Raw genomic sequence first — 19,476 nt, forward strand, 5'->3', positions numbered from 1 at the left:
TCACCGGCTCCCCGCGAACGGCTTCACGCGCAGCCGCTCCAATGCCTCCAGCATCGGCGGGTCACCTGGCAGGACGTTCTGGCGGTACTCCGTTATCGCCTCGTCCAGCCAGTCGGGCATGTGGTGCGCCTCGGAGGCCTTCTGCGATGCGAGCCGGGGGAGCAGTTCTCCCGCCGAAAGGAAGTCGTCCGCGACCGCGGTGGCGAGGGCGGCGACATGGGGATGGACGTAGTCGTGGACCAGGACGCCGCGGTACTCCAGTTCGTCGGCCCGGTACTTGGAGTTCGGCGGCGCCACCACGATGATGGGCGTGCCGAGAAGGGCGGCGGCGGTCATCTCCACGCCGATGCCGATCCCGCGCCTCTCCCGGGCGTCCACGATGACAGCCGTCGCGACCATGACCTGGTACATGTCGCGGCCGAACTGCCCGAGCGTGTTGCGCGGATCGGTGATCGGGTCGTCGGGGTTCAGGAAGACCACGTCCGCGGGCGCGGCACCCTTCGCGACCTCCAGTCGCTCGACGTCCGACCAGCAGAGCTTCTTCTCGTCCGAAGCCCCCTTCGCGATGGAGCCGGAGCAGTACACGGAAATGGTCATGGACGTTCTCTCCAAACGGGTTGTTGATCGGTCATCGCGTCGGCCGCCGCGAGGACGTTCGACCTCGCCTCGGCATAGGTGCCGGCTTGCCGGAACCCCGAGTACCTTCGGGCCTTCGTCGCGGCGATCCGCAGCGTGTTCACGGAGCGCTCGTCATAGGCGCGTTGGACGATCAGTCCGAACTCCGGCAGCGATCTCAACCGCAGGAGTTCGTCCCAGCGGGCGGTGCGGTGCACGAAGTCGTGCGCCTTCAGCCAATGCAGGGCGGTGTCCAGCCGCCGTGCCGGCAGCAGCCGGCCGTCCATGCCGGTGAGCCCGCAGGTCAGGTCCCCGATGGGGAGATCGACCAGGACGGCGGCGTCCATGTCGAGGAGGTAACTGCGGAGATAGGCGCGGGAGAGGAAGAAGGCGAGCGCCGTGCTCTCCGCGGGGTTCAGCCGGGCCGGAAGCGTCCGCTCGACGAAGCGTGCGATGAACGCTTGGCCGTCCAGCCGCTCCCCGCGTGTAGGAGGCCGGGACGAGGAGATGCCGCTCGGTGAGGAGAAGCGCCAGCCGGGTGGCATCCAGGGCCTGGGCTAGGACGAGGCCCGCGTGCTCCCCGCTGACCTTCGTTCCGTAGCACGCCAGTATCTCGGGATTCGTGTACTGGACGAAGAGGGGCCGGTCCCGCCGGTAGGCGGCCTTGCCGTCGCCGGCATCCTGCGCCGTCTTGCCTAACAGGGCGGTGACGTAGATGTCGCGTGCCGCCACGAAGGCGTCTCGTCTGGCCCACACGTCCTGGCTGGGTGCCGGACGGTCCAGTTCATCGCCCGTCATCGTCCAGCGGCTCCATCGCCATCGATATGTGCTGGTCCCTGCCCGCGATGAAGGCGTTCCGGTCGGCCCTGACGTTCTGCACGACGTGGCCGGTGCGGGTGTCGGCGCGTGACCGCCGCACCTGGGTGACGAATTCCTGGAGTTCCGCCGACGCCTCGGCGTGCTCGGCCAGGAAGACCGCCAGCAGCGCCGTCCATCGCGCCTGTTCCGCCTCCAGCGTCGCCCGCTCTGGCGGGGGCCGCCGGGTGAGCCTGCCCGCCGACTCCTCCAGTTCCCTGACGAGTCCTTCGTCGGCGGCTTGGGCGCCGCGGCCGATGATCTGCAGGATGCGCGTCCTGAAGGTCGCCCAGACATCGGTGGTCATGGCTTCCACCAGGGCCGCCCCCGCCGCGCCGGCGAGCCCTGCCAGCGCGGGGTCCATGCCGCCACATCCCTCTTGTCGGCTCGTTCAACGTCCCTTATTCAGGCCTCATTATGGGACGGCGGTCGCGGAACCTCCAGTGACGGCGTGCATTTTCGTGGTCGCGGCGAGGGAACGGTGTCCGATGTTCCGGATGCACACTGAAAGCATTTCGGATATGTCTTTCGTGTCCGTAACTCTAACGCCGATCGTGCGTGCGGGTCGGCACCTGCAAAAATGGGCGCCCTGCCCGTCGCCGTCCTTCGTGCTGCTGTCCGAAAAGGATGCACCTATGTAGATATGGCGACCCGGGATGAGAGATGCAGATCACTGCCCTGGGAATTTCAGAAGAGCGGACGGTGTGCATTTATTTTCGCAACGGCTTCGGGGTGGCCGATATCGGTCGTAAGGGGCTGGCTGTCGCTCGGTGGACCATCCCGCCGCAACCGATCGCGCGGCTGCGGGCCCGGAGAGTCGAACCGTGGGCGGGGTTGGTGCGTCGGTTCGGGGTGTAGGCGACGAGAGGGGACGGGATGCTCAATCTGGACGGGTGGAACGCGATCGACGGGGTGCTCAAGGCGCGGTACGGGGACGCGGAGCGGTTGGAATGGGACGCGCCCGTGCCGTACCGGCCCATGGGGCCGGTACCGATGGGGCAGTTCGTCACCAACACGATCGCGGTCTATCCGCGGGACGAGCCCGTGCCGCACTGGCATCTCGTCGGGTACGCGCTGACGGCGCCGTACGAGGAGCGCGGGTACGAGTTCACGTTGCGGGTGCCGCGGCGGGCGGGGGAGGAGGCCGCGCCGAACTGGGCGATGGGGCATCTGGAGAATCTGGCGTCGTACGTGGTGAAGAGCGGCAACGACTTCCGGCCGGGGCACTACATCGAGTTCCCGGACGGGCTCGATCCCGAGCGGCCGGACTCGGCCGTGCGGGCCGGGGCGCTGGTGCTCGACCCGGAGCTCGGGCGGGCGGAGACGGCGCTGGGGAACGTCGCGTTCCTGCAGTTCGTCGGCCTCACCACCGACGAGCTGCACGCGGCGCAGTCGTGGCACGTGCAGGGGCTCGTCGAGGCCATGGCGCCGCACCTGCCGCTGCTGGTCACCGACCTCGGACGGATGTCGCTGGCCGACGTGCCCGGGGTCGCGGCGGCGGTGCGCGAGGGCTCCGCGCGGGACGGGTCGGGGACCGGGTTCCTGTTCTTCCAGCGGCTGGCCGCCGACACCTCGCGCGGCGTCACGCTGGAGATCGGCGTCCAGCACGTCCCGCAGTTCACCAAGGTGCTGCCGGCCCGGGTGCCGCACGGGAACCCGCTGGTCCTGCGCGGTCCGGGGGAGCCCGTCGTGCTGCTCCCGGGCCCCGAGTTCGGCCACACCCGGGCGGAGGACGCGCTTGAGATCACGCTGCCGGACGAGGTGAGCCGCGCCGTCGCCGAGGCCGTCCGGCCGCAGCCCGGCACGTACCGGGTCGGGGCCCTCACCGTGAACGTGGTCGCTTAGCCGGGTTCGGTCGTCGTGTGGGGGAGAGCGACCATCGACATGACGTGTTGGGCGGGGCTGCCCGGTGGGGCGTAGAGGAGGAACGGGCGGCCCGGGGCGTCGGTGCGGGTCTCGGCCTCGAAGAGGACGGCGACGCCGGCGCTGGACAGGTGGGTGACGCCGGTCAGGTCGACGGTGAGGGGGGTGGTGCCGCCGCGGGTGCGCACCACGAGCTCCTCGCGCAGCTGCTCGGCGGTGGCGGAGTCGACCGGGCCGTCCAGCCGGATCCGCTGCGGCCCCGCCGTGGGCTGCTCCAGGATCAGCAGCAGTTCCGGCAGGTCGTCCGACGCGGACGGCGGCGCGACCTCCCCGGCGGTGAGCAGCCGTGCCGGGCGGGTCAGCCGGTGCCGGACGGTCGCCGTCGTCCCGCGCGGTCCGGTCTCGACGTGCAGGTCGTCGGCGAAGTCGCTCGCCATGGCCAGGCCTCGGCCGCGGTCCTCGGTGGGCTGCCACGGCTCGCGCCAGTGGCCGTCGTCGGCGACCTCGACCTCCACCATGCCGCGCCCGGTGCATTCGGCCCGCACCCGGACGGCGCCGGGCGTGCCGTTGTAGGCGTGCTCAACGGCGTTGGTGACCAGCTCGCCGACCGCGTGGCGCAGCAGGATCACGTCCTCGGCGCGGGTCCCGAGGTCGTACAGCCACTCGTCGAGCGCCTTGCGGGCGGCGGGGATCGCCTCCGACTCGGCCGGCAGGTCCAGCAGCAGCGGCGCCGGCGGGGCGGTCCGCTGCGCGGCCAGCAGCGTGATGTCGTCGTCATGCCCGGACGTCCTGACCAGCAGTTCCAGCGTCTGGGTCGTGAGGCGGTCGACGGCGGCGAGCCAGTCCTCGCGCAGCACCCGGCCGGCGGCGACGTCCGCGGCGACGCGCGCCAGTTCGGCGGTGCCGGCCACGACCTCCTCGCCCGACCGCCGCACGATTCCGTCGCTGTAGAGGAGGAGCTGGTCGCCGACGTCCAGGTGGTCCTCGGCGAGCGGGAAGCCGGTCCCGGAGCCGAGCGGCCCGCCGCCCGACGAGCGCAGGAACCGGGCGGGGCCCGCTGACGGGATCAGCAGCGGCGGCGGATGCCCCGCCGTGCAGTACGTCAGCCGCCCGTCGGCGGGGTCCAGGGCGGCGACGCACAGGGTCGCCGCCCGCGCGGCCGGAAGCCGCGACGCCAGCCGGTCGACGGCGGCGAGCGCCTCGCCGATGTCGCCGCTGTGGTCGAGCCGGTCCTCCAGGACGGAGCGGATCCGCCCCATCGCCGCCGACGCCTCGACGCCGCGCCCGGCCACGTCCCCGACGACGAGGGCCGTCCGGCCGTCCGGCAGGGGGACGGCGTCGAACCAGTCGCCGCCCGCGGCGGTCCCGCCGCCCGCGGGAAGGTAGCTGCCGCCGAGCTGGAGGCCCGGCAGGATCGGCAGGCCCGCCGGGAGCAGCTGCCGCTGGAGCACGCCGACGACGTCGACGGGCTCGCCCGGGTCCCGCTCCGCCTCGGCCGCCCGCCGCCGCGCCGCCTGCCGGTCCCGCACCCGCTCGGTGACGTCCTGCGCGAACGCCACGAGCCGGACCACCTCCCCGGTGGGGGACTTCTGCGGGACGATCGTGCAGTCGATGTAGACGTCCTCGTCGTCACCGGTCGCGCGGGGCAGCTGGACGCGCCACTCCCGCGCCGTCACGGTCTCCCCCGTGCGGAACGGGCGGTCGAACAGCTCGAACAGCTGCTGGGCGACGAGCTCGGGGAACAGCTCGGAGGCGGAGCGGCCGAGGACCTCGTCCCGCGCCACCAGCGCGCGGTAGGCGGCGTTCACCGCCACCAGGCGGTAGTCGCCGGGATTCTCGACCGCGGCCACCGCGGCCGGGATCGCTTCGAACACCTCGCGGACGATCCGTGCATCGCCGGTGATCCTGTCCATGTCCTCGTCGCCTGGGGAGTCCTGCATCAACCCTCCGGATGGTCACCCTCCGTGCGTCCCTTTGTTTCCGACACATCCGGGTTAACACCTTGTGACGCACCGGGTGCGCAAGCACCGGTACCCGCTTGCGCCGAGGAGATTCATCTCACACCGAGACCATTTCACGCCAGGCCCCGCAGGCTCTCCCGGGCGCCCCGGAAGCCGTCCGCGACCAGTGATGATCTTGTTCGCGGAACGGTTCCTTCCGGTTCCGCCGCGCCGCGCCCGGCCGGATCAAGATCGCTTGCGGGTCCGCCGCGCCCGGTGCGAACCTTGGTCCGTCCGCACGGCCGGTTCCGGTCACCGCGGCCGGACCAATGCCGCGCGGGCGTGCTGCTGGACTCACGAAAGGGGATCACGTGAAGTACCGCAAGCTCATCCCGGCCCTCGTCGGCACCGGACTGGCCGCGGGCGTGCTCGTCACCCCGGCCGCGGCGTCGGCCCAGGCCCGCCCGGACGGGGGCGTGTCCGTCAACGCGACGCACCACAAGTCCGCCAAGTGCAAGTCCCCCAAGGGGAAGAAGATCAACATCTCCTGGGGCGACGGCAACGTCTCGACGACCGTCTACTACAACAACCACTGCTCCCAGAAGCGCGCGATCGAGCTGGAGTTCGTCCGCGAGAACGGCACGCGCTTCAACAAGTGCTTCGTGGCCCCCGCCAAGAAGAAGGGCCACAAGAAGATCGACAACGGCAACCCGAACAAGGTCAGCATCCTGTCCAAGGGTTCGTGCTGAGCCGGTCCGGCGGTAGCCAGAGGGGGAACCACATGTCCGCACGCAGCCTGCGCACCCGCGCCGCCGCCATCGCCGCGGCCTCGGCCGTCACCGCCGGCCTCGCCGTCGGGGTGGGCGCCGCTCCCGCGTCCGCCGACGTCCACCGCGGCGTCGCCGGGTGCTTCGCCTGGTCCTACGGCGACGGCAACAGCTCCGTGACGGTGTACTGGCACAACCGCTGCAAGACCAAGCACAAGCTCCAGATCAAGTACAGCCTGAGCTGGACGACCAAGACCTACAAGACGTCGGTCAAGGCCGACGGCAAGGGCCACAAGAAGTTCCAGACCGCGTCCATCGTGTCCATCCGGGACCTCGGCCGCGCCTGATCCGAACCAGGGAAAGAGCGCCCACCCGACACGGGTGGGCGCTCTTTCTCGTCGTGTGGGCCCTCCTGGTCGCACGCAGGCGGTCGGCGGAGAACCCGACGGAGCCGCCACCGTGACCGGGCCGGGGTCCTAGGCCGATCGGACGTCACCGACCGGGACCGCCGACCGACGCGCCGCGCCCGCCCGGCGGCCAGCATGGACGCATGACCGCAGCAGACCTCAACGCCAAGGCGACGGCGCGGCCGGCCACGGCGACGACCCCGGGGTGGGCCGCGCTGCTCGCCGCGTCGATCGGCCAGTTCCTCGTCGTCCTCGACATCTCCGTCGTCAACGTCGCCCTGCCGCACATCCGCGAGGGCCTCGGGCTCGGCGTCACCGGCCTGCAGTGGGTCGTCAACGCCTACATGCTGGCCTTCGCCGGGTTCCTCCTCCTCGGCGGGCGCGCCGCCGACCTCTACGGCCGCAAGCGCGTCTTCCTCGCCGGCCTCGGCCTGTTCACCCTTGCCAGCCTCGCCGGCGGGTTCGCGCAGGACGGCGCCATGCTGGTCACGGCCCGCGCGTTCCAGGGCCTCGGCGCGGCGGTCCTCGCGCCCGTCACGCTGTCGCTCGTCACCGCGACGTTCCCCGAGGGCCCCGCCCGGACGAAGGCGATCGCGACGTGGACGGCCGTCGGCACCGCGGGCGGCGCGACCGGCGGCCTCGTCGGCGGGCTGCTGACCGACTACCTGAGCTGGCGCTGGGTGCTGCTGATCAACGTCCCGGTCGGCGCGGTCCTCGCCGTGATCGCCGCCCGCTGGCTGCGCGCCGAGCGCGAGACGGCCGGGCGCCGCCGCCTCGACCTGCCCGGCGCCGTCCTCGTCACCGCGGGCGTGGGGCTGCTCGCGTTCGGCATCGGCGAGATCGGCGACCACGGCTGGAGGGGCGTGCTCCCGCTCGGCGCGGGCGTCGTCCTGCTCGCCGCGTTCGTCGCGGTCGAGTCGCGGGCCCCCGAGCCGCTCGTCCAGCTGCGGCTGTTCCGGCTGCGCAGCGTCGCGGTCGGCAACCTCGCGACCCTCGTCGCGACGATGGCGGGCTTCGCGCTCTGGTACTTCCTGTCGCTCTACATGCAGAACGTCCTGCACTACAGCGCGGTCCGCACCGGCCTGTCGTTCCTCCCGCACACGGCGGGGATCATCCTCGGGTCGCGGCTCGCGCCGCCGCTGATGGCGCGGCTCGGCGTCCGGCGCCTCGCCGGCGTCGGCGGGCTCCTGGCCGCGGCCGGGTTCGCCTGGCAGAGCCTCGTGCTGGACGCCGATGGAACGTTCCTCACCGCGATCCTCGGACCGGGCGCGACCATGGCCTTCGGCTTCGGCCTCCTGATGACGCCGCTGGTGGAGGCCTCGACCAGCGGGGTGCCCTCCGCCGAGGCGGGCGCGGTCGCGGGCGTCGTCAACACCTCCCGCACGATCGGCGGCGCGATCGGGCTCACCGTCCTCGGCACCACCGCCGCGCACGCCGGGCCGGACCTCGTGGACGGCTACTCGGCCGCGTTCGTGGTCGCGGCCGACATCACGGCGGTCGGCACCGCCATCGTCCCGTTCCTGCCGCGGCCCCGCGCCGAGGAGGAGGCCGAACAGCGCCGGCGGCCTCAGCCGGAGGCGGACGCCGTCGCGTGACGGACGGCGCCGACCGCGACGACCGCCCACACGAGGCCCGCGAGGTGCAGCCCGACCGCTACGATCCCGGTCGCCATGACCTCGGCGCCCCATGGGTTCTTCGCCCGATGCTCGCCCACGGAACCACTATGGCCGCCGCACCGGGGGCGGGCCAGTCGGCGGACAAAGGCGCCGGAAAACAGAACGGGCGCACCGGAAGGCGCGCCCGTTTCTGTCGAAAGCGAGGAAAGCGAAAGGGCTGGTTATCATCTGAAAGTATGAGAAGGAAGCCCCTTCATGGCCTCGCACATCGACCTTAGCAGTCAGGCCGGGACAAGGTCACCCAGATTCTCCGGCGTGTAGACCATCGAGTCCTCGTGCAGGCCCTCCGGGCGTTCCAGGCCGATGAACGTGACCGGTCCGCCGGGCGCCGTGCCGTCCCAGAGGGTGGTCTTCTCGGCGCCGAGGAGGTCCATCAGGTAGCGGACGGTCAGGAAGCGGCGCTCCACGATCCCGCGCAGCAGCATCGAGGTCGTCACCCGGTTGTTCTCCACCCGGTTGAAGTTCGTCCCGCCCTTGAGGTGCAGGTGCAGCCACTTGGCGCTCCACCGGCCGTCGTCGCCGCGCAGGAACACCAGCGGGAGCGCGACCCGACCGGGCCCGCGCAGTTCCGACTTCATCCGGACGGTCCGCGCCTCGAACGGGCGGCCCTTCTGCTCCGCGTCGCGCAGCATGAACCCGAAGAACGACTCCTCGACGTCCTCGAAGCCCTCCCCGCAGTAGATGTTCACCTGCGGCACGATGAACCGCGCCTTGACCTTGGCCAGGGTCAGGTTGATGAACTCCGAGGCGCCTTCGGGGGCGTCGGTGATATCGCCGGAATGCTCTCCCGCCACGCTCGTGAGGTTGGTGTAGGACAGCCATTCCGGGTTGTCGTAGTCGTCATCGAGCATGAGCGCGGAAAGGTCGAAGTCCGTCCGCGTCTCGTGCTGCCGCCAGTAGACGAAGAACCGCAGCAGGGCGCCGTCGACGGGCGACATCGAGCCGCGCGGCAGGACGCCGAGGCCGTTCCCGGCGGCCTTCCCGCTGAGCGGCAGCGCGACGTCGAGCGCGTCCGGGGCGACGACGAGGTGCCCGACGGAGGGGAGCCGGCCGCGGATCTCCTCGTCCAGCAGCGCCGAGAGCCGCTCCACCGCGGCGGTGTCCAGAGGCGGGCGGGTGTCGGGCATGGCCACGCCGAGGCCGAGCCGGTTGGCGAACAGCCGCGTCCCCCCGGTCTCGGCGGCGCGGTTCAGCAGGTGCTCCCGCACCGACAGCAGCACCCGTCCCGACACGCGGCCGGCCACCGACTCGGCCGTCTTGAGCACCGCGTCCTGGGAGTCCGGCGCGAGGCGCAGCAGCCGGTCCAGGGACCGGAACAGCATCCCGGGCGCGCCCGCCGCCACGCGCGCGGCGCCCGTGACGTCCCCGGACGCCAGGCGCGCCTCGAAGCGCGCCGCGAACGACGGCGCCTTCTTCTCGCCGCGCGCGACCGCGAACACGTCCGCCGCCCCCGCCCACTTCGGGTACTCGTGCGGGTGGAGCCGCTCGCCGAGCCGCTTCCACGGCTCGCGCCAGGCGGCGACGTCGCCGAGCTTGCCGGGGTCGTCGCGGACCACGCCGTCGAGCGCGGCGAGCAGCGCCCGGCGCGTGGGACGCGGCATCGACGCGAACCGCGTGGGCTCCTGGAGGGTCACGTCGCCGTCCGACAGCGCGCACGCCAGGCGCAGCACGTCGGTGACCGTGTCGACGAGCGGCTCGGCGCCGAGCGCCAGGCGGACCCGGTTGATGACGGCGCGGTTCTCCCGGACGGGGATCCGCTCCGGGTGCGGGCCGGAGGTGTGGTGCGCGGCGAGCTTCCCGAGCGTCTCGAGGTCCTCTTCCCCCAGCGGGGTGGTGCTCTCCGCAAGGCGCAGATAGAGCTCCGCGGCCTCCTCGTCGAGGCCGCGCCCGAGGTGCAGGACGGTCACCCGGTCGCTCGCGGCGGCGACCAGTTCGTCCTGCGCGGCCAGCATCTCCTCGTAGGTGTGCTGGTAGCGGCCGTAGCCCTTGAGCGTCAGCAGGTCGAGAACGCCGCCTCGCAGCGACTCGCGCGCCGCCGGTGCGAGGTCGGCGTCCTGCATCGTCTCGTGAAGGAGCCCGAGCCAGAAGTCCAGGGTGTCGGGCACGTTGCGGGGGAAGTCGCGGAAGTAGGAGTTGTGCCGGACGTGGTCGCCCGCCATGTCGCGGACGGTCGCGAGCGTCCGCACCGCGAGGCTCCGGACGGTCTGCTCCGAGAGCCCCGACAGCGCGCGCAGGACGTCCCCCGACAGCTTGAAGCCGGCCGACATCAGCGCGGCGTCGAACTGCCGCGCCACCGCCGCCCCTTCTCCGGACGGGCCGGAGGGCGCGGGAATGCGATGCGTGTTCCGGACGACCAATGCCTCAAGCCAGATGTTCACCGCGCCATGGTGACAGAGCACCATAAATTCCCGCACGTCATTAACTTCTTCGCGGTCAATTGACCGTTCGGATCAGGACGCGAGTGCGTGCTGCTCCATCCGCGTATCCGGTGCGGTCGAGCGGGCGAGGCGCCTTCCCAGCCTTTGCGCGGGCGCCTCGATCCAGCGCTGCGAGGCCCAGCTGACCGCGATCAGCACGAGCAGGAAGAACGCGAGGCCGGCCGGGTCCTCGCGTCCGGAGACGTCGAAGAACTGCGCCGCCACCATCAGCAGCAGCGGATGCAGGAGGTACACCGAGAAGCTGATGGTGCCGAGACCGGTCGCCCATGCGGGGAAGCGCCGGTGCCGCAGCCGCCAGGCCGCCGCGAACGTCGCGGCCGCCGCCAGTACCGCGCCGCACCAGACGAGCTGGGCGTTCCGGCCGTAGGGGGCCGCGTTCCACGTCCCGGCGGCGAGCGCGCCCGTCAGGACCGCGGCGCACGTCGCTCCGGCCGCGCGCCGCGTCATCTGGCCGTGCTCGGCGTGGTGCACGGCGGTGCCCGTGAACATGGCCGCCAGCATGAGCAGGCCCTCCCAGGCGCCGACGCGCCCGTTGACCGAGACCAGCGCGAGGGCGAGCAGCCCGCCGAGCAGCCCGCCCGCGATCCGCGGCGCGGGGCGCCGGGACGACGCCGCCGGGATCGCCACCGCCAGCGCTGCCACCGTCACCGCGACCACCGGGCCCGTGCCCGCGGTGCGCGACAGCAGGGCCGCGGGGGCGTACGCACCCGTCAGCAGCCCGGTCGCCGTCAGCGCGACCGCCACCAGCGCGACCACCGCGAGGACGACGGCGGCCGGCGCCGACCGGCGGCTCCCGCCGACCACGAACAGCGCGACGACCAGCAGGTAGAAGGCCATCTCGTAGGACAGCGTCCACAGCACGTTCATCGCGTTCGGGACGTTCAGGACGTCCTGCAGCATCGTCGCGTGCGCCAGGACGGCCGTCGCGGGGGAGTACTCCTCCAGGCCCGCCCTGAGCCCGAGCACGCCCAGCAGGAACGGCAGGACGGCGAGGAAGCACGTCACGGCCAGCAGGGGGTAGATGCGGAAGAAGCGGCCGACCCAGAATCCCCGCACGCTGCCGCGCCGCTCCAGCGAGGCGGGCACGATGTACCCGCTGACCAGGAAGAACACCAGCACGCCGAAGAGGCCGGGATCGAACCAGTCGGCGATCCGCACCCGGAGGTCGGGCAGGTACACGTAGCTGGCGTGGTGCACCGCCACCGCCAGGGCCGCGGCCCCCCGCAGCGCATCGAGCCACCCAAGTCTGGACGATGCGGGGGAAACCCCCAAGGCGGGAAGCATTCCGACAGAGTAGTAGCTCTTACCTCATCTCTACCATCGAACTCAGGTCTTCCCTGAAACGCATATCTGCCGTGAAATGGACGAGAACGGTTTCCTGTGCGTCGCCCGAAAAGTGGCGGTTTGGAGGGCCAATGCCTGCGATCACGCACCGCTCGACCGGAGAACCCGCGATCAAGTCGCGTTTCCTTTCGCACGGCACGCTCAAGATCACTGATGTGGCGGCGACCCGGCGCTTCTACGAGGAGATCCTCGGCCTCGAGGTCGTCCAGCCGATGGTGGCGGTGCTCTACGCAAGGCTCGGCGGCGACCACACGTACGTGTGCGTGGAGTCCAAGCCCGACCGCCCCGACATGCCGCTGCTCTACCACAACGGGATCGACGTGGGCAGCGACGGCGAGGTGGACGACGCCTACCGCCGGATCGCGGAAGTGGCCGAGGAGTACGGGGTCAAGGAGCTCAACAAGCCCGTCCGCCAGCACGGGGTCTACTCCTTCTACCTCAAGGACCTCGACGGCAACTGGTGGGAGATCGGCCACCTGCCGCCCGGCGGCTACCGGTTCCGGTTCACCGACGCGCGCAACGACCTCACCGGCCGCACCGACCTCACCCCGCAGGAGGCGAAGGACGTCTTCCTGAACCCGGTCATCGAGGCCGACTGATCCCGCCGGGCCCCTGGCCCCCGGCGGTGGGTAGCCCCGGGGCGCCTGGGGACGATGGGGAACATGACGACCGATGAGAGCCGCACGACGCTGCCGCTGAGCCCGGACGAGCTGCTGACCACCACGCGCACCGTGCGCAGGCGCCTCGACCTCGACCGCCCCGTCCCCATGGAACTCGTCCGCGAGTGCCTGGAGATCGCCGTCCAGGCGCCGAGCGGCAGCAACCGGCAGGGCTGGCAGTGGATCGTCGTCACCGACCCCGCCACGCGCGCCGCGATCGGCGAGCACTACCGGCGCGCGTTCGAGGCCTACGCGCAGGCGGGCGGCGCCGGCGCCGCCCGCTACCAGGACGATCCGGAACGCGCCGAGGTCCAGCGCCGCGTAGGGGAGAGCGCCGCCCACCTGGCCGAGCGCATGGGAGACGTGCCGGTCCTGGTGATCCCGTGCCTGCACGTGCCCGGCGGGCGGCTGGCGGAGGGCAACCAGGCGGGCCTGTGGGGCTCGCTGCTGCCCGCCGTCTGGAACTACGCGCTCGCGGCCCGGGCCCGGGGGCTCGGCACCGCGTGGACGTCCCTTCACCTGATGTACGAGCGGGAGGTCGCCGAGCTGCTCGGCCTGCCCGAGGACGTCCGCCAGGGCGCGCTCATCCCCACCGCCTACTACACCGGCGACACCTTCCGTCCGGCCCCGCGGGTCCCGCTGGAGGAGATCCTCCACATCGACCGCTGGTGAGCACGGCCCAACCGGGCACGCGCCCTGGCCATGCCCTTCGAGGCCGCGCCCGGGTCGCCCCCCGACCGGGCGCGGCTCTTGCCTTATTGGCGTAGTGCCAATAAGCTGCCGAACAAGGCTTCAGGTCCTTGCCGGGAGACCCCGGCGGCCCCGCGTGACCCCCGTCTACGCGCCAGACGCACGCGGGACCGCCGGTCCCCGCCCGTCGGGGAGGATGGCGCAGTCCCATGTCCGTCCTCGCGCGTCCTGATCCCGGGCATGGAACAGGGCCGGCGCCGCGAGCGGGGCGGCGACGCCGGCCCTGGGATCGGGGGCGGGTCCGGCTCAGGTCATCGAGCCGTTCATTTCAGGCCGTCGTCGAGGGCCTTGGTCAGGACGCCGGGGTCGCCGGACATCTCCCAGATCATGGCGCCGAGCAGGTTCCTGCTCCGCAGCCAGGCGGTCTTCTTCTGGATCGACCAGGCGTCGTCGAACGTCCACCACTGGCCGTTGTCGCCGGTGTAGCAGGACGTCGCCACCGCCTGCTCGTCGTGGACGATCCTGCAGTTGGGCACGCTCGCGAGCAGGTTGCTGTAGCCGCGCGTCCCCGCCTCCTCCTGGAACTGCCCTGGCGCCGCGCCCTTGGCGTCCTGCCATTCGCCGCCCTTGCCGCCGTCGGCCACGTTCTGCCAGCCGCGGCCGTAGTAGGCGAGGCCGATCGTCAGCTTGCGCGGGTTGACCCCGGCGTCCAGGTACGGCTTCACCGCGTTCTCGACGCTGAAGTGGAACGAGTACGGGTCGTCGGTGTCGGCGTAGAGGTTGCCCTGGTGGCCCGTCCGGTTGGGCTCCCAGGAGTTGTCGCTGCCCGCGCCGTGGAAGTCGTAGCCCTGGATGTTGAAGACGTCCATGGACTTGGCGACCTCCGCCAGTTCCCAGCCCGCCTCGATCTTCGCCGGGTCGGCCGGGGTGAACGCCGACAGCAGGTACCGCTTGCCGGTCGACCTGGTGAGCTCGTCGAGTTGGCGGCGGAACTCCGCGATCAGCAGCGTGTTGTTGTGCTTGTCGTCCGGACTGACGTGGTTGCCCGGGTGCCCCTCGGCGCCCGGCCACTCCCAGTCGAGGTCGATGCCGTCGAAGATCCCGGCGGCGGTGCCCGGCCCGCCCGCGCCGTTGTAGTCGGGCAGGTTGCCCTTTATGTACGTGTCGATGCAGGACGCGACGAACTTCTTCCGGGACGCGTCGGTCTTGGCGACGTCGGAGAAGTACTTCGAGTACGTCCAGCCGCCGATCGAGATGAGCACCTTCAGCTTCGGGTACTTGGCCTTGAGCTTCTTGAGCTGGTTGTAGTTGCCGCGCAGCTTCTCCCAGCCCGTGTCGGCCACGCCGTCCACCGACTGGGCGGCGCTGAACGGGCGCCCGTAGTCGGCCTCGGCGTCGCCCGCGCCGTCCCCCTGGCTCGGGTCCTGCGGGTCGGACGTGGTGCCCTTCGTGACGCCTTGCAGGCATGTCAGGTTGACCGGGTCGATGTTCGCGAACGCGTAGTTGATGTGGGTGAGGCGGGCGGCGTTGCCGGTGGTGTCGAGGTTCTTCACGAAGTACTGGCGGCCGTAGATGCCCCACTGCACGAAGTAGCCGACACGCGCGTACCCGTCGGAGACCACGTCGTCCGTCGTCGCCCTCACCGCCGCGCTCGCCGCCGACAGGTTGTCGTACAGGTCGCGCGCCCGGACGGCGAACGCGTACTCGGTGGAGGGCGACAGCCCTGCGACGGTGGCGGTCGTCTCGGTCACGGTCGTGGCGACCTTCCCGTCCACCAGCACGTCGTAGTTCGCGACGCCGGTGTTGTCGGACGAGGCCGTCCAGGCGAGCTTCACGCTGGCGGAGTCCTTGCCCGTGCTGTGCAGCCCCGACGGGACGGACGGCGCCTGCGTGTCGGCGGCCGGGTCGTTGGTCCTGACGGTGACGGGCGCGCTGGCGGGGGAGAGGTTCCCCTTCCGGTCGCGGGCCTTCACCGTGAACGTGAACTCGGTGTTCGGGGTGAGGCCGGTGACCGTCGCGCTCGTCTCAGGGACGGTCGCCGCGAGCGCCGACCCGTTGTAGACCTCGTACGCGGTGACCGGCAGGCTGCCCGCCTTCGCCGCGTCCCAGGCCAGGGAGACGGTCCTGGTCGTCTTCACCGTGGACTTCAGGCCGGCCGGGGCGCTCGGCGGCGTGTCCGGGGCGCCGTCGCAGTTGGCGTCGTTGACGCGGCAGCTCGTCGGCTCGGCGCCGGACCTGCTGACGGTGAACGTCGGGCTGTAGGGCTCGGTCGTCCGCCCGGCCCCGATCGTCGAGTTGTAGTAGACCGGGCTGAGCGTGACCGTGGTGCCGCTCTGGCTGACCGTCCCGTTGTCGGCGTTGCTCGCGGTCACGCCCGCGGGCAGGTCGAACACGACGGACCAGTTGCCGATCGACGCGCCGGTGTGGTTCGCCACGACGAACTTGGCCCGCGTCCCGCTGACCGTGTAGTCCGCGGTGATCCCGGTGGGTGCGGGCGGCGGCTCGCCCGTCCCGTCGCAGTTCGCGCCGTTGATCGTGCAGCTCGTCGGCTGGGCGGGGGAGCTGAGCGTGAACGTGGGGCTGTAGGGCTCGGTGCTCCCGCCCGCCTTCACCGTGTTGATGTAGAACGCCGGGGTCAGCGTCACCTTCGTGCCGCTCTGCGACAGCGCGGCGTTCTGCGGGTTGCTCGCCGTCACCCCGGCGGGCAGCTCGAAGACGAGCTTCCAGCCGCTGACGTCGGCCGTCCCGGGATTGCCGACGACGTACTTCCCGGTCGTGCCGGACAGGCTGAAGACCGCCGTGAGCCGGTCGGCCGCCCGCGCGGGCGCGACGGCCAAGGCCGCGACGACGACGAAGGCCGCGAGGACCGCGATTAATCTGCGCATGCCGAACACCTACTTCTGGGGGAGGTTCTTCGGGGTCGGGGAGCCGAGGAGCGCCAGCATCCGGTCGATCTGAGCCGAGCGGGACCTGTCGACGCGCTGCGCGAGCCGCCTCGTCCACGCGTCCTCGCCCTTGCCGGTCTCCAGCCGCGCCAGCTGGACGGCGTCGTCCTGGTGGGCTATCAGCAGGTTGAGGAACGCGCGCTCGAACCGGTCCGGCGGCGTCCGCGCCAGCGCCTTCAGCTCGGCGTCGGTGGTCGCGGGCATCCCGCCGTGCAGGTCGTGCTCACGGGAGTGCGGGTCGGCGGTCGGCGGCCGGTGCCAGCCGCGCAGCCGTCCCGCCATGTCCCTGATCTCGGCGAGCTGCGTGGTCTCGATCGCGGCGGCCAGCGTCGCGACCTCGGGGCGGACGGGACGGCCGCGCGCCAGCCGGGCGAGCCGCACGCCCTGGCCCTGGTGCGGGACCATCATCTGCAGGAACATGACGTCGGTGGCGTTGAACCCGGTCCCGCCGCGCGCCTGCACGGGGACCGGCGACGGCGGACCGCCGCCGGCCCCGCACTGGACCGCGAGCAGGACGACGCACGCGGCGATCAGCGCCAGCGAGCCGGACGTCGTCAGGCCGCGCCTCATCGCGCCGGGCTCGTCAGACCGGCTGCCAGAGCGCGGCCGTGGCCGGCGGCTCCCAGCCCGCGATCGCCGTGTGCGCCTGGCGGCACTCGTAGGTGATGCCGTCATAGGTCACCCGGTCGCCCACCGCATAGGACGTCCCCGCCTTCCAGGTGCCGCTCGGCGTCCCGGTGGGGGTGGGAGTGGGTGTCGGGGTCGGAGTCTCGGTGGGCGTGGGCGTCGGGGTCGGGGTGGGCGTCGGGGTGGTGGTCCCGCCGAAGTCGACGTCGGAGCAGGTGTAGAACGCCTCCTGGCTGCCCACCACCCGCTGCCAGATCGAGTACAGGACGTGGCGGCCCGTCCGCGGCGGGATGTTCAGCGTCCAGTTGGTGTACTCGGACGGGTACTGGTGCGTGAAGCTCGCCAGCGGGACGAGGTCGCCCCAGCGCAGCGGCTGCGTCGGGTCCCAGCCCTCCCGGGTGATGTAGAACTCGAAGTTGCTGTCCCCGTGCGGCGCGGTCGCGCGGTAGGTGATCGTCTGCTGGCCGGATCGCATCGGCTTTGCGGGCCAGTCGGCGCGCTGGAGGTCCAGCCCCCGGTACTTGGCCCGGCCCGCGCTGCACAGCTGCCCGTCCGGGATGATCTCCCGGTGCCGCCCGCCGGCGTCCAGCAGCGACACCTCGTTCCAGTCGTAGAAGGCCTGCGTGCCGCTGGCCGCGACGGCCGCCTTGCAGGCGTCCGACGTCGGGTTCTCCGGCCCCTCCTGGCTGCACACGTACACGCGGCTGGGCGGGTCGGACATCGTGCCGTGCGCGCTCGCGGCGGTCGCCGTGCCGAGCACGACCAGCGCGGACGCGGCCGGCGCGGCGGCCGCCACCGCGGCGGCCTTCCTACGGGTGGATGGCATGGGTTTCCTTCCGGTGGGGTGGGGTGCTGCGAGAGGCCGTTCAGGACGGCCGGTCAGGGGAGGCCGTTCAGGAAGGGCTCGTGGCTGTTCATGAACTCCCAGCCGTAGTAGCGGTCCCAGTTGACCGACCAGGTCATCAGCCCGCGCAGGTCGGGGGACGTCCCGCCGCGCAGCGTGTACGAGCCGCAGCCCTGCCCCTTGGCCAGGCAGTTCACGGCCTGCTGCACCTGGGCGGGCGGCGTGTACCCGTTGCCGGCGCTGACCGCCGCGGGCAGGCCGATGCCGATCTGGTCGGGATGCAGGCCGGGGAACGTGCGACCGGTGTTCGCGACCGGGAACCCGGCCTTCACCATGTCGGTCATCGCGATGTGGAAGTCGGCGCCGCCCATGGTGTGGTACTGGCCGTCCAGGCCCATCACCGGGCCGGAGTTGTAGTCCTGGACGTGCAGGACGGTCAGGTCGTCCCGCATCGCGTCGATCACCGGCAGGTAGGCGCCCGTCCGGTTGTCGCCGCCGCCCGCGCCGCCGTAGAACTGGTGCCCGACCTGCACGAAGAACGTCTCCGGCGCCATCGTCAGGACGAACCTCGACCCGTATCTCGCCTTCAGCGACTTCAGCGCCGAGATCAGGTTGACGATGACCGGGGTGGTCGGGTTGCGGAAGTCGGTGTCGCCCGCGTCCAGGTAGAGCGAGTGGCCCTCGAAGTCGACGTCCAGGCCGTCCAGCCCGTACCTGTCGATGACGGCCGACACCGACCGGACGAACGCGTCCCGCGCGGCCGCCGTCGTGAGCTGCACCTGGCCGTTCTGGCCGCCGATCGAGATCAGCACCTTCTTGCCCTGCGCCTGCTTCGCGCGGATCGCGGCGATGAACTCCTCGTCGCTTTCCACGTTCGGGCACTCGCTCGCCGGGCACCGCGTGAACCGGATGTCGCCGGAGGTCGGGGACGTCGGCTCGCCGAACGCGAGGTCGATGATGTCCCACGCGTCGGGGACGTCCGCCATCCGCACGTAGCCGGAGCCGTTGGCGAAGCTCGCGTGCACGTAACCGATGAGCGCGTGCTTCGGGAGCCCGGTGTCGGTGCAGCCGCCGGTACGCGCGCTGACGGCCTCGGACTTCGCCGACTCGCCGACGTCGTTGTAGGCGGCGACCGTGAAGGTGTGCGAGCTGCACGCCGCCAGACCCGAGACCGTGGTGCTCGTTCCGGTCACCGTGGCCTTGGCCGTGGCGCCCTCGTAGACGCGGTAGCCGGTGACCGTGCCCGACGACGCACCCCATTGCAGGGCGATCGAGTCGTCGGTGACGGCGCCGGCCTTCGGTGCCGCGGGCACGCCTGGCACGCCGGGCTGCGGTTCGCCGCCGGGGCCGTCCAGGGCGACGTCGTCGGCGTAGTAGGCGCCGTTGCCGTACCAGCCGTGCAGGTAGACCTGGACGGACGTCTGGTCTGCCCCGGTCGTGAACGCCACCGACAGCTTGGTGAAGTCGGCGGCGGACGGCATCCAGGTGGACGCCCCGCCGGTCACGCCGAGGTACACGTAGCTGCCGCGCACCCAGGCCGACAGCGTGTACGCGGTGTTCGCCTTCACGCTCACGGTCTGCGTGCACTGGCCGGTGCTCCCGGCCGTCACGCCTCCCGCGAGCGCGTGGCCGCCCGTCCGCACCGGGCTGGTCACGACCGATCCGCCGTCGCACGACCACGGGGTGAGCGAACCGCTCTCGAACCCGGCGTTGGCCAGGACGTTGTCCGCGTGCGCCGGGGTGGTGACCCCGACCAGCAGTCCGGCGAGGAGGGCCGCGAGGACCCAGATCTTCTTCATCTCAGGC

17 protein-coding genes are annotated in these 19,476 nt (G+C 71.7%); 6 read left to right on the plus strand and 11 right to left on the minus strand.

All coding sequences use genetic code 11. The features are described from left to right. The 3 genes from K4S16_RS24125 to K4S16_RS24135 form a co-directional block, all read right to left on the minus strand. Positions 1-597, minus strand: a complete 597-nt coding sequence (locus K4S16_RS24125) for a hypothetical protein (protein ID WP_149261314.1) — start codon at positions 595-597, stop codon at positions 1-3. Further along, a complete protein-coding gene (locus tag K4S16_RS24130) occupies positions 594-1,160 on the minus strand; it encodes a hypothetical protein (RefSeq protein WP_149261315.1) in 567 nt (188 codons plus the stop codon). Before K4S16_RS24130 ends, K4S16_RS24125 begins: the two co-directional genes overlap by 4 nt. A gap of 239 nt (positions 1,161-1,399) precedes the next feature. Continuing rightward, a complete protein-coding gene (locus K4S16_RS24135; protein WP_149261316.1) occupies positions 1,400-1,834 on the minus strand; it encodes a hypothetical protein in 435 nt (144 codons plus the stop codon). Positions 1,835-2,346: 512 nt separating this feature from the next. On the opposite strand from K4S16_RS24135, the gene K4S16_RS24140 reads away from it, so the two are divergent. Continuing rightward, positions 2,347-3,315 carry a suppressor of fused domain protein gene (locus K4S16_RS24140; protein WP_149261317.1) on the plus strand — a complete coding sequence of 323 codons (969 nt, stop codon included), beginning with the start codon at positions 2,347-2,349 and terminating at the stop codon, positions 3,313-3,315. On the opposite strand, the gene K4S16_RS24145 is transcribed toward K4S16_RS24140, so the two are convergent. Continuing rightward, complete coding sequence (locus tag K4S16_RS24145) at positions 3,312-5,273, minus strand: SpoIIE family protein phosphatase (RefSeq protein WP_149261318.1); 1,962 nt, start codon at positions 5,271-5,273, stop codon at positions 3,312-3,314. The two genes, K4S16_RS24140 and K4S16_RS24145, sit on opposite strands and share 4 nt — an antisense overlap. 371 nt (positions 5,274-5,644) lie before the next feature. Here K4S16_RS24145 and K4S16_RS24150 point away from each other — a divergent pair, with 371 nt between their 5' ends. The 3 genes from K4S16_RS24150 to K4S16_RS24160 all read left to right on the plus strand — a co-directional run bounded on the left by K4S16_RS24150 (position 5,645) and on the right by K4S16_RS24160 (position 8,042). Beyond that, entirely contained in the window at positions 5,645-6,022 is a 378-nt protein-coding gene (locus K4S16_RS24150) for a hypothetical protein (RefSeq protein WP_149261319.1), read from the plus strand. Positions 6,023-6,054: 32 nt separating this feature from the next. Next, positions 6,055-6,387, plus strand: coding sequence for a hypothetical protein (locus tag K4S16_RS24155; protein ID WP_149261320.1), 333 nt, complete (start codon positions 6,055-6,057; stop codon positions 6,385-6,387). A 203-nt stretch (positions 6,388-6,590) separates the two neighbouring features. Continuing rightward, a complete protein-coding gene (locus K4S16_RS24160) occupies positions 6,591-8,042 on the plus strand; it encodes a DHA2 family efflux MFS transporter permease subunit (RefSeq protein ID WP_149261321.1) in 1,452 nt (483 codons plus the stop codon). Here the strand turns inward: K4S16_RS24160 and K4S16_RS44450 are convergent. The 3 genes from K4S16_RS44450 to K4S16_RS24170 form a co-directional block, all read right to left on the minus strand. Continuing rightward, a complete protein-coding gene (locus tag K4S16_RS44450) occupies positions 8,015-8,161 on the minus strand; it encodes a hypothetical protein (RefSeq protein WP_160161014.1) in 147 nt (48 codons plus the stop codon). The two genes, K4S16_RS24160 and K4S16_RS44450, sit on opposite strands and share 28 nt — an antisense overlap. 183 nt (positions 8,162-8,344) lie before the next feature. Beyond that, the gene (locus K4S16_RS24165; protein ID WP_149261322.1) at positions 8,345-10,501 is read right to left on the minus strand and encodes a TerD family protein; all 2,157 of its coding nucleotides are present in this window, start codon (positions 10,499-10,501) and stop codon (positions 8,345-8,347) included. A 72-nt stretch (positions 10,502-10,573) separates the two neighbouring features. Further along, positions 10,574-11,833: an acyltransferase gene (locus K4S16_RS24170; protein WP_235037040.1), complete on the minus strand. Its 1,260-nt coding sequence runs from the start codon at positions 11,831-11,833 to the stop codon at positions 10,574-10,576. Between the two features lie 143 nt (positions 11,834-11,976). On the opposite strand from K4S16_RS24170, the gene K4S16_RS24175 reads away from it, so the two are divergent. Beyond that, positions 11,977-12,504, plus strand: a complete 528-nt coding sequence (locus tag K4S16_RS24175) for a VOC family protein (protein WP_160161015.1) — start codon at positions 11,977-11,979, stop codon at positions 12,502-12,504. Positions 12,505-12,567: 63 nt separating this feature from the next. Continuing rightward, positions 12,568-13,236, plus strand: coding sequence for a nitroreductase family protein (locus tag K4S16_RS24180; protein ID WP_149261325.1), 669 nt, complete (start codon positions 12,568-12,570; stop codon positions 13,234-13,236). A 341-nt stretch (positions 13,237-13,577) separates the two neighbouring features. On the opposite strand, the gene K4S16_RS24185 is transcribed toward K4S16_RS24180, so the two are convergent. Genes K4S16_RS24185 through K4S16_RS24200 form a run of 4 tightly spaced genes read right to left on the minus strand, consistent with a single transcriptional unit; the run spans position 13,578 to position 19,469 of the window. Beyond that, positions 13,578-16,139: a glycosyl hydrolase family 18 protein gene (locus K4S16_RS24185; protein WP_149261326.1), complete on the minus strand. Its 2,562-nt coding sequence runs from the start codon at positions 16,137-16,139 to the stop codon at positions 13,578-13,580. Positions 16,140-16,148: 9 nt separating this feature from the next. Then, complete coding sequence (locus K4S16_RS24190) at positions 16,149-16,769, minus strand: DUF305 domain-containing protein (protein ID WP_149261327.1); 621 nt, start codon at positions 16,767-16,769, stop codon at positions 16,149-16,151. A gap of 13 nt (positions 16,770-16,782) precedes the next feature. Continuing rightward, positions 16,783-17,652 (minus strand): lytic polysaccharide monooxygenase, encoded by an 870-nt coding sequence (locus tag K4S16_RS24195; protein WP_149261328.1) that lies wholly within the window; start codon positions 17,650-17,652, stop codon positions 16,783-16,785. Between the two features lie 53 nt (positions 17,653-17,705). After that, positions 17,706-19,469 (minus strand): chitinase, encoded by a 1,764-nt coding sequence (locus K4S16_RS24200; RefSeq protein WP_149261329.1) that lies wholly within the window; start codon positions 19,467-19,469, stop codon positions 17,706-17,708. Positions 19,470-19,476 lie beyond the last annotated feature (7 nt).

This window comes from Actinomadura sp. K4S16 (genome assembly GCF_008327685.1).
Lineage (GTDB): Bacteria > Actinomycetota > Actinomycetes > Streptosporangiales > Streptosporangiaceae > Spirillospora.

What these genes read in the sequence shown, in the direction of transcription:
- K4S16_RS24125 (WP_149261314.1), bottom strand. Translation starts at nt 597, where the DNA reads ATGACCATTTCCGTGTACTGCTCCGGCTCCATCGCGAAGGGGGCTTCG.
- K4S16_RS24130 (WP_149261315.1), bottom strand. Translation starts at nt 1,160, where the DNA reads ATGCCACCCGGCTGGCGCTTCTCCTCACCGAGCGGCATCTCCTCGTCC.
- K4S16_RS24135 (WP_149261316.1), bottom strand. Translation starts at nt 1,834, where the DNA reads ATGGACCCCGCGCTGGCAGGGCTCGCCGGCGCGGCGGGGGCGGCCCTG.
- K4S16_RS24140 (WP_149261317.1), top strand. Translation starts at nt 2,347, where the DNA reads ATGCTCAATCTGGACGGGTGGAACGCGATCGACGGGGTGCTCAAGGCG.
- K4S16_RS24145 (WP_149261318.1), bottom strand. Translation starts at nt 5,273, where the DNA reads ATGCAGGACTCCCCAGGCGACGAGGACATGGACAGGATCACCGGCGAT.
- K4S16_RS24155 (WP_149261320.1), top strand. Translation starts at nt 6,055, where the DNA reads ATGTCCGCACGCAGCCTGCGCACCCGCGCCGCCGCCATCGCCGCGGCC.
- K4S16_RS24160 (WP_149261321.1), top strand. Translation starts at nt 6,591, where the DNA reads ATGACCGCAGCAGACCTCAACGCCAAGGCGACGGCGCGGCCGGCCACG.
- K4S16_RS24175 (WP_160161015.1), top strand. Translation starts at nt 11,977, where the DNA reads ATGCCTGCGATCACGCACCGCTCGACCGGAGAACCCGCGATCAAGTCG.
- K4S16_RS24180 (WP_149261325.1), top strand. Translation starts at nt 12,568, where the DNA reads ATGACGACCGATGAGAGCCGCACGACGCTGCCGCTGAGCCCGGACGAG.
- K4S16_RS24185 (WP_149261326.1), bottom strand. Translation starts at nt 16,139, where the DNA reads ATGCGCAGATTAATCGCGGTCCTCGCGGCCTTCGTCGTCGTCGCGGCC.
- K4S16_RS24190 (WP_149261327.1), bottom strand. Translation starts at nt 16,769, where the DNA reads ATGAGGCGCGGCCTGACGACGTCCGGCTCGCTGGCGCTGATCGCCGCG.
- K4S16_RS24195 (WP_149261328.1), bottom strand. Translation starts at nt 17,652, where the DNA reads ATGCCATCCACCCGTAGGAAGGCCGCCGCGGTGGCGGCCGCCGCGCCG.
- K4S16_RS24200 (WP_149261329.1), bottom strand. Translation starts at nt 19,469, where the DNA reads ATGAAGAAGATCTGGGTCCTCGCGGCCCTCCTCGCCGGACTGCTGGTC.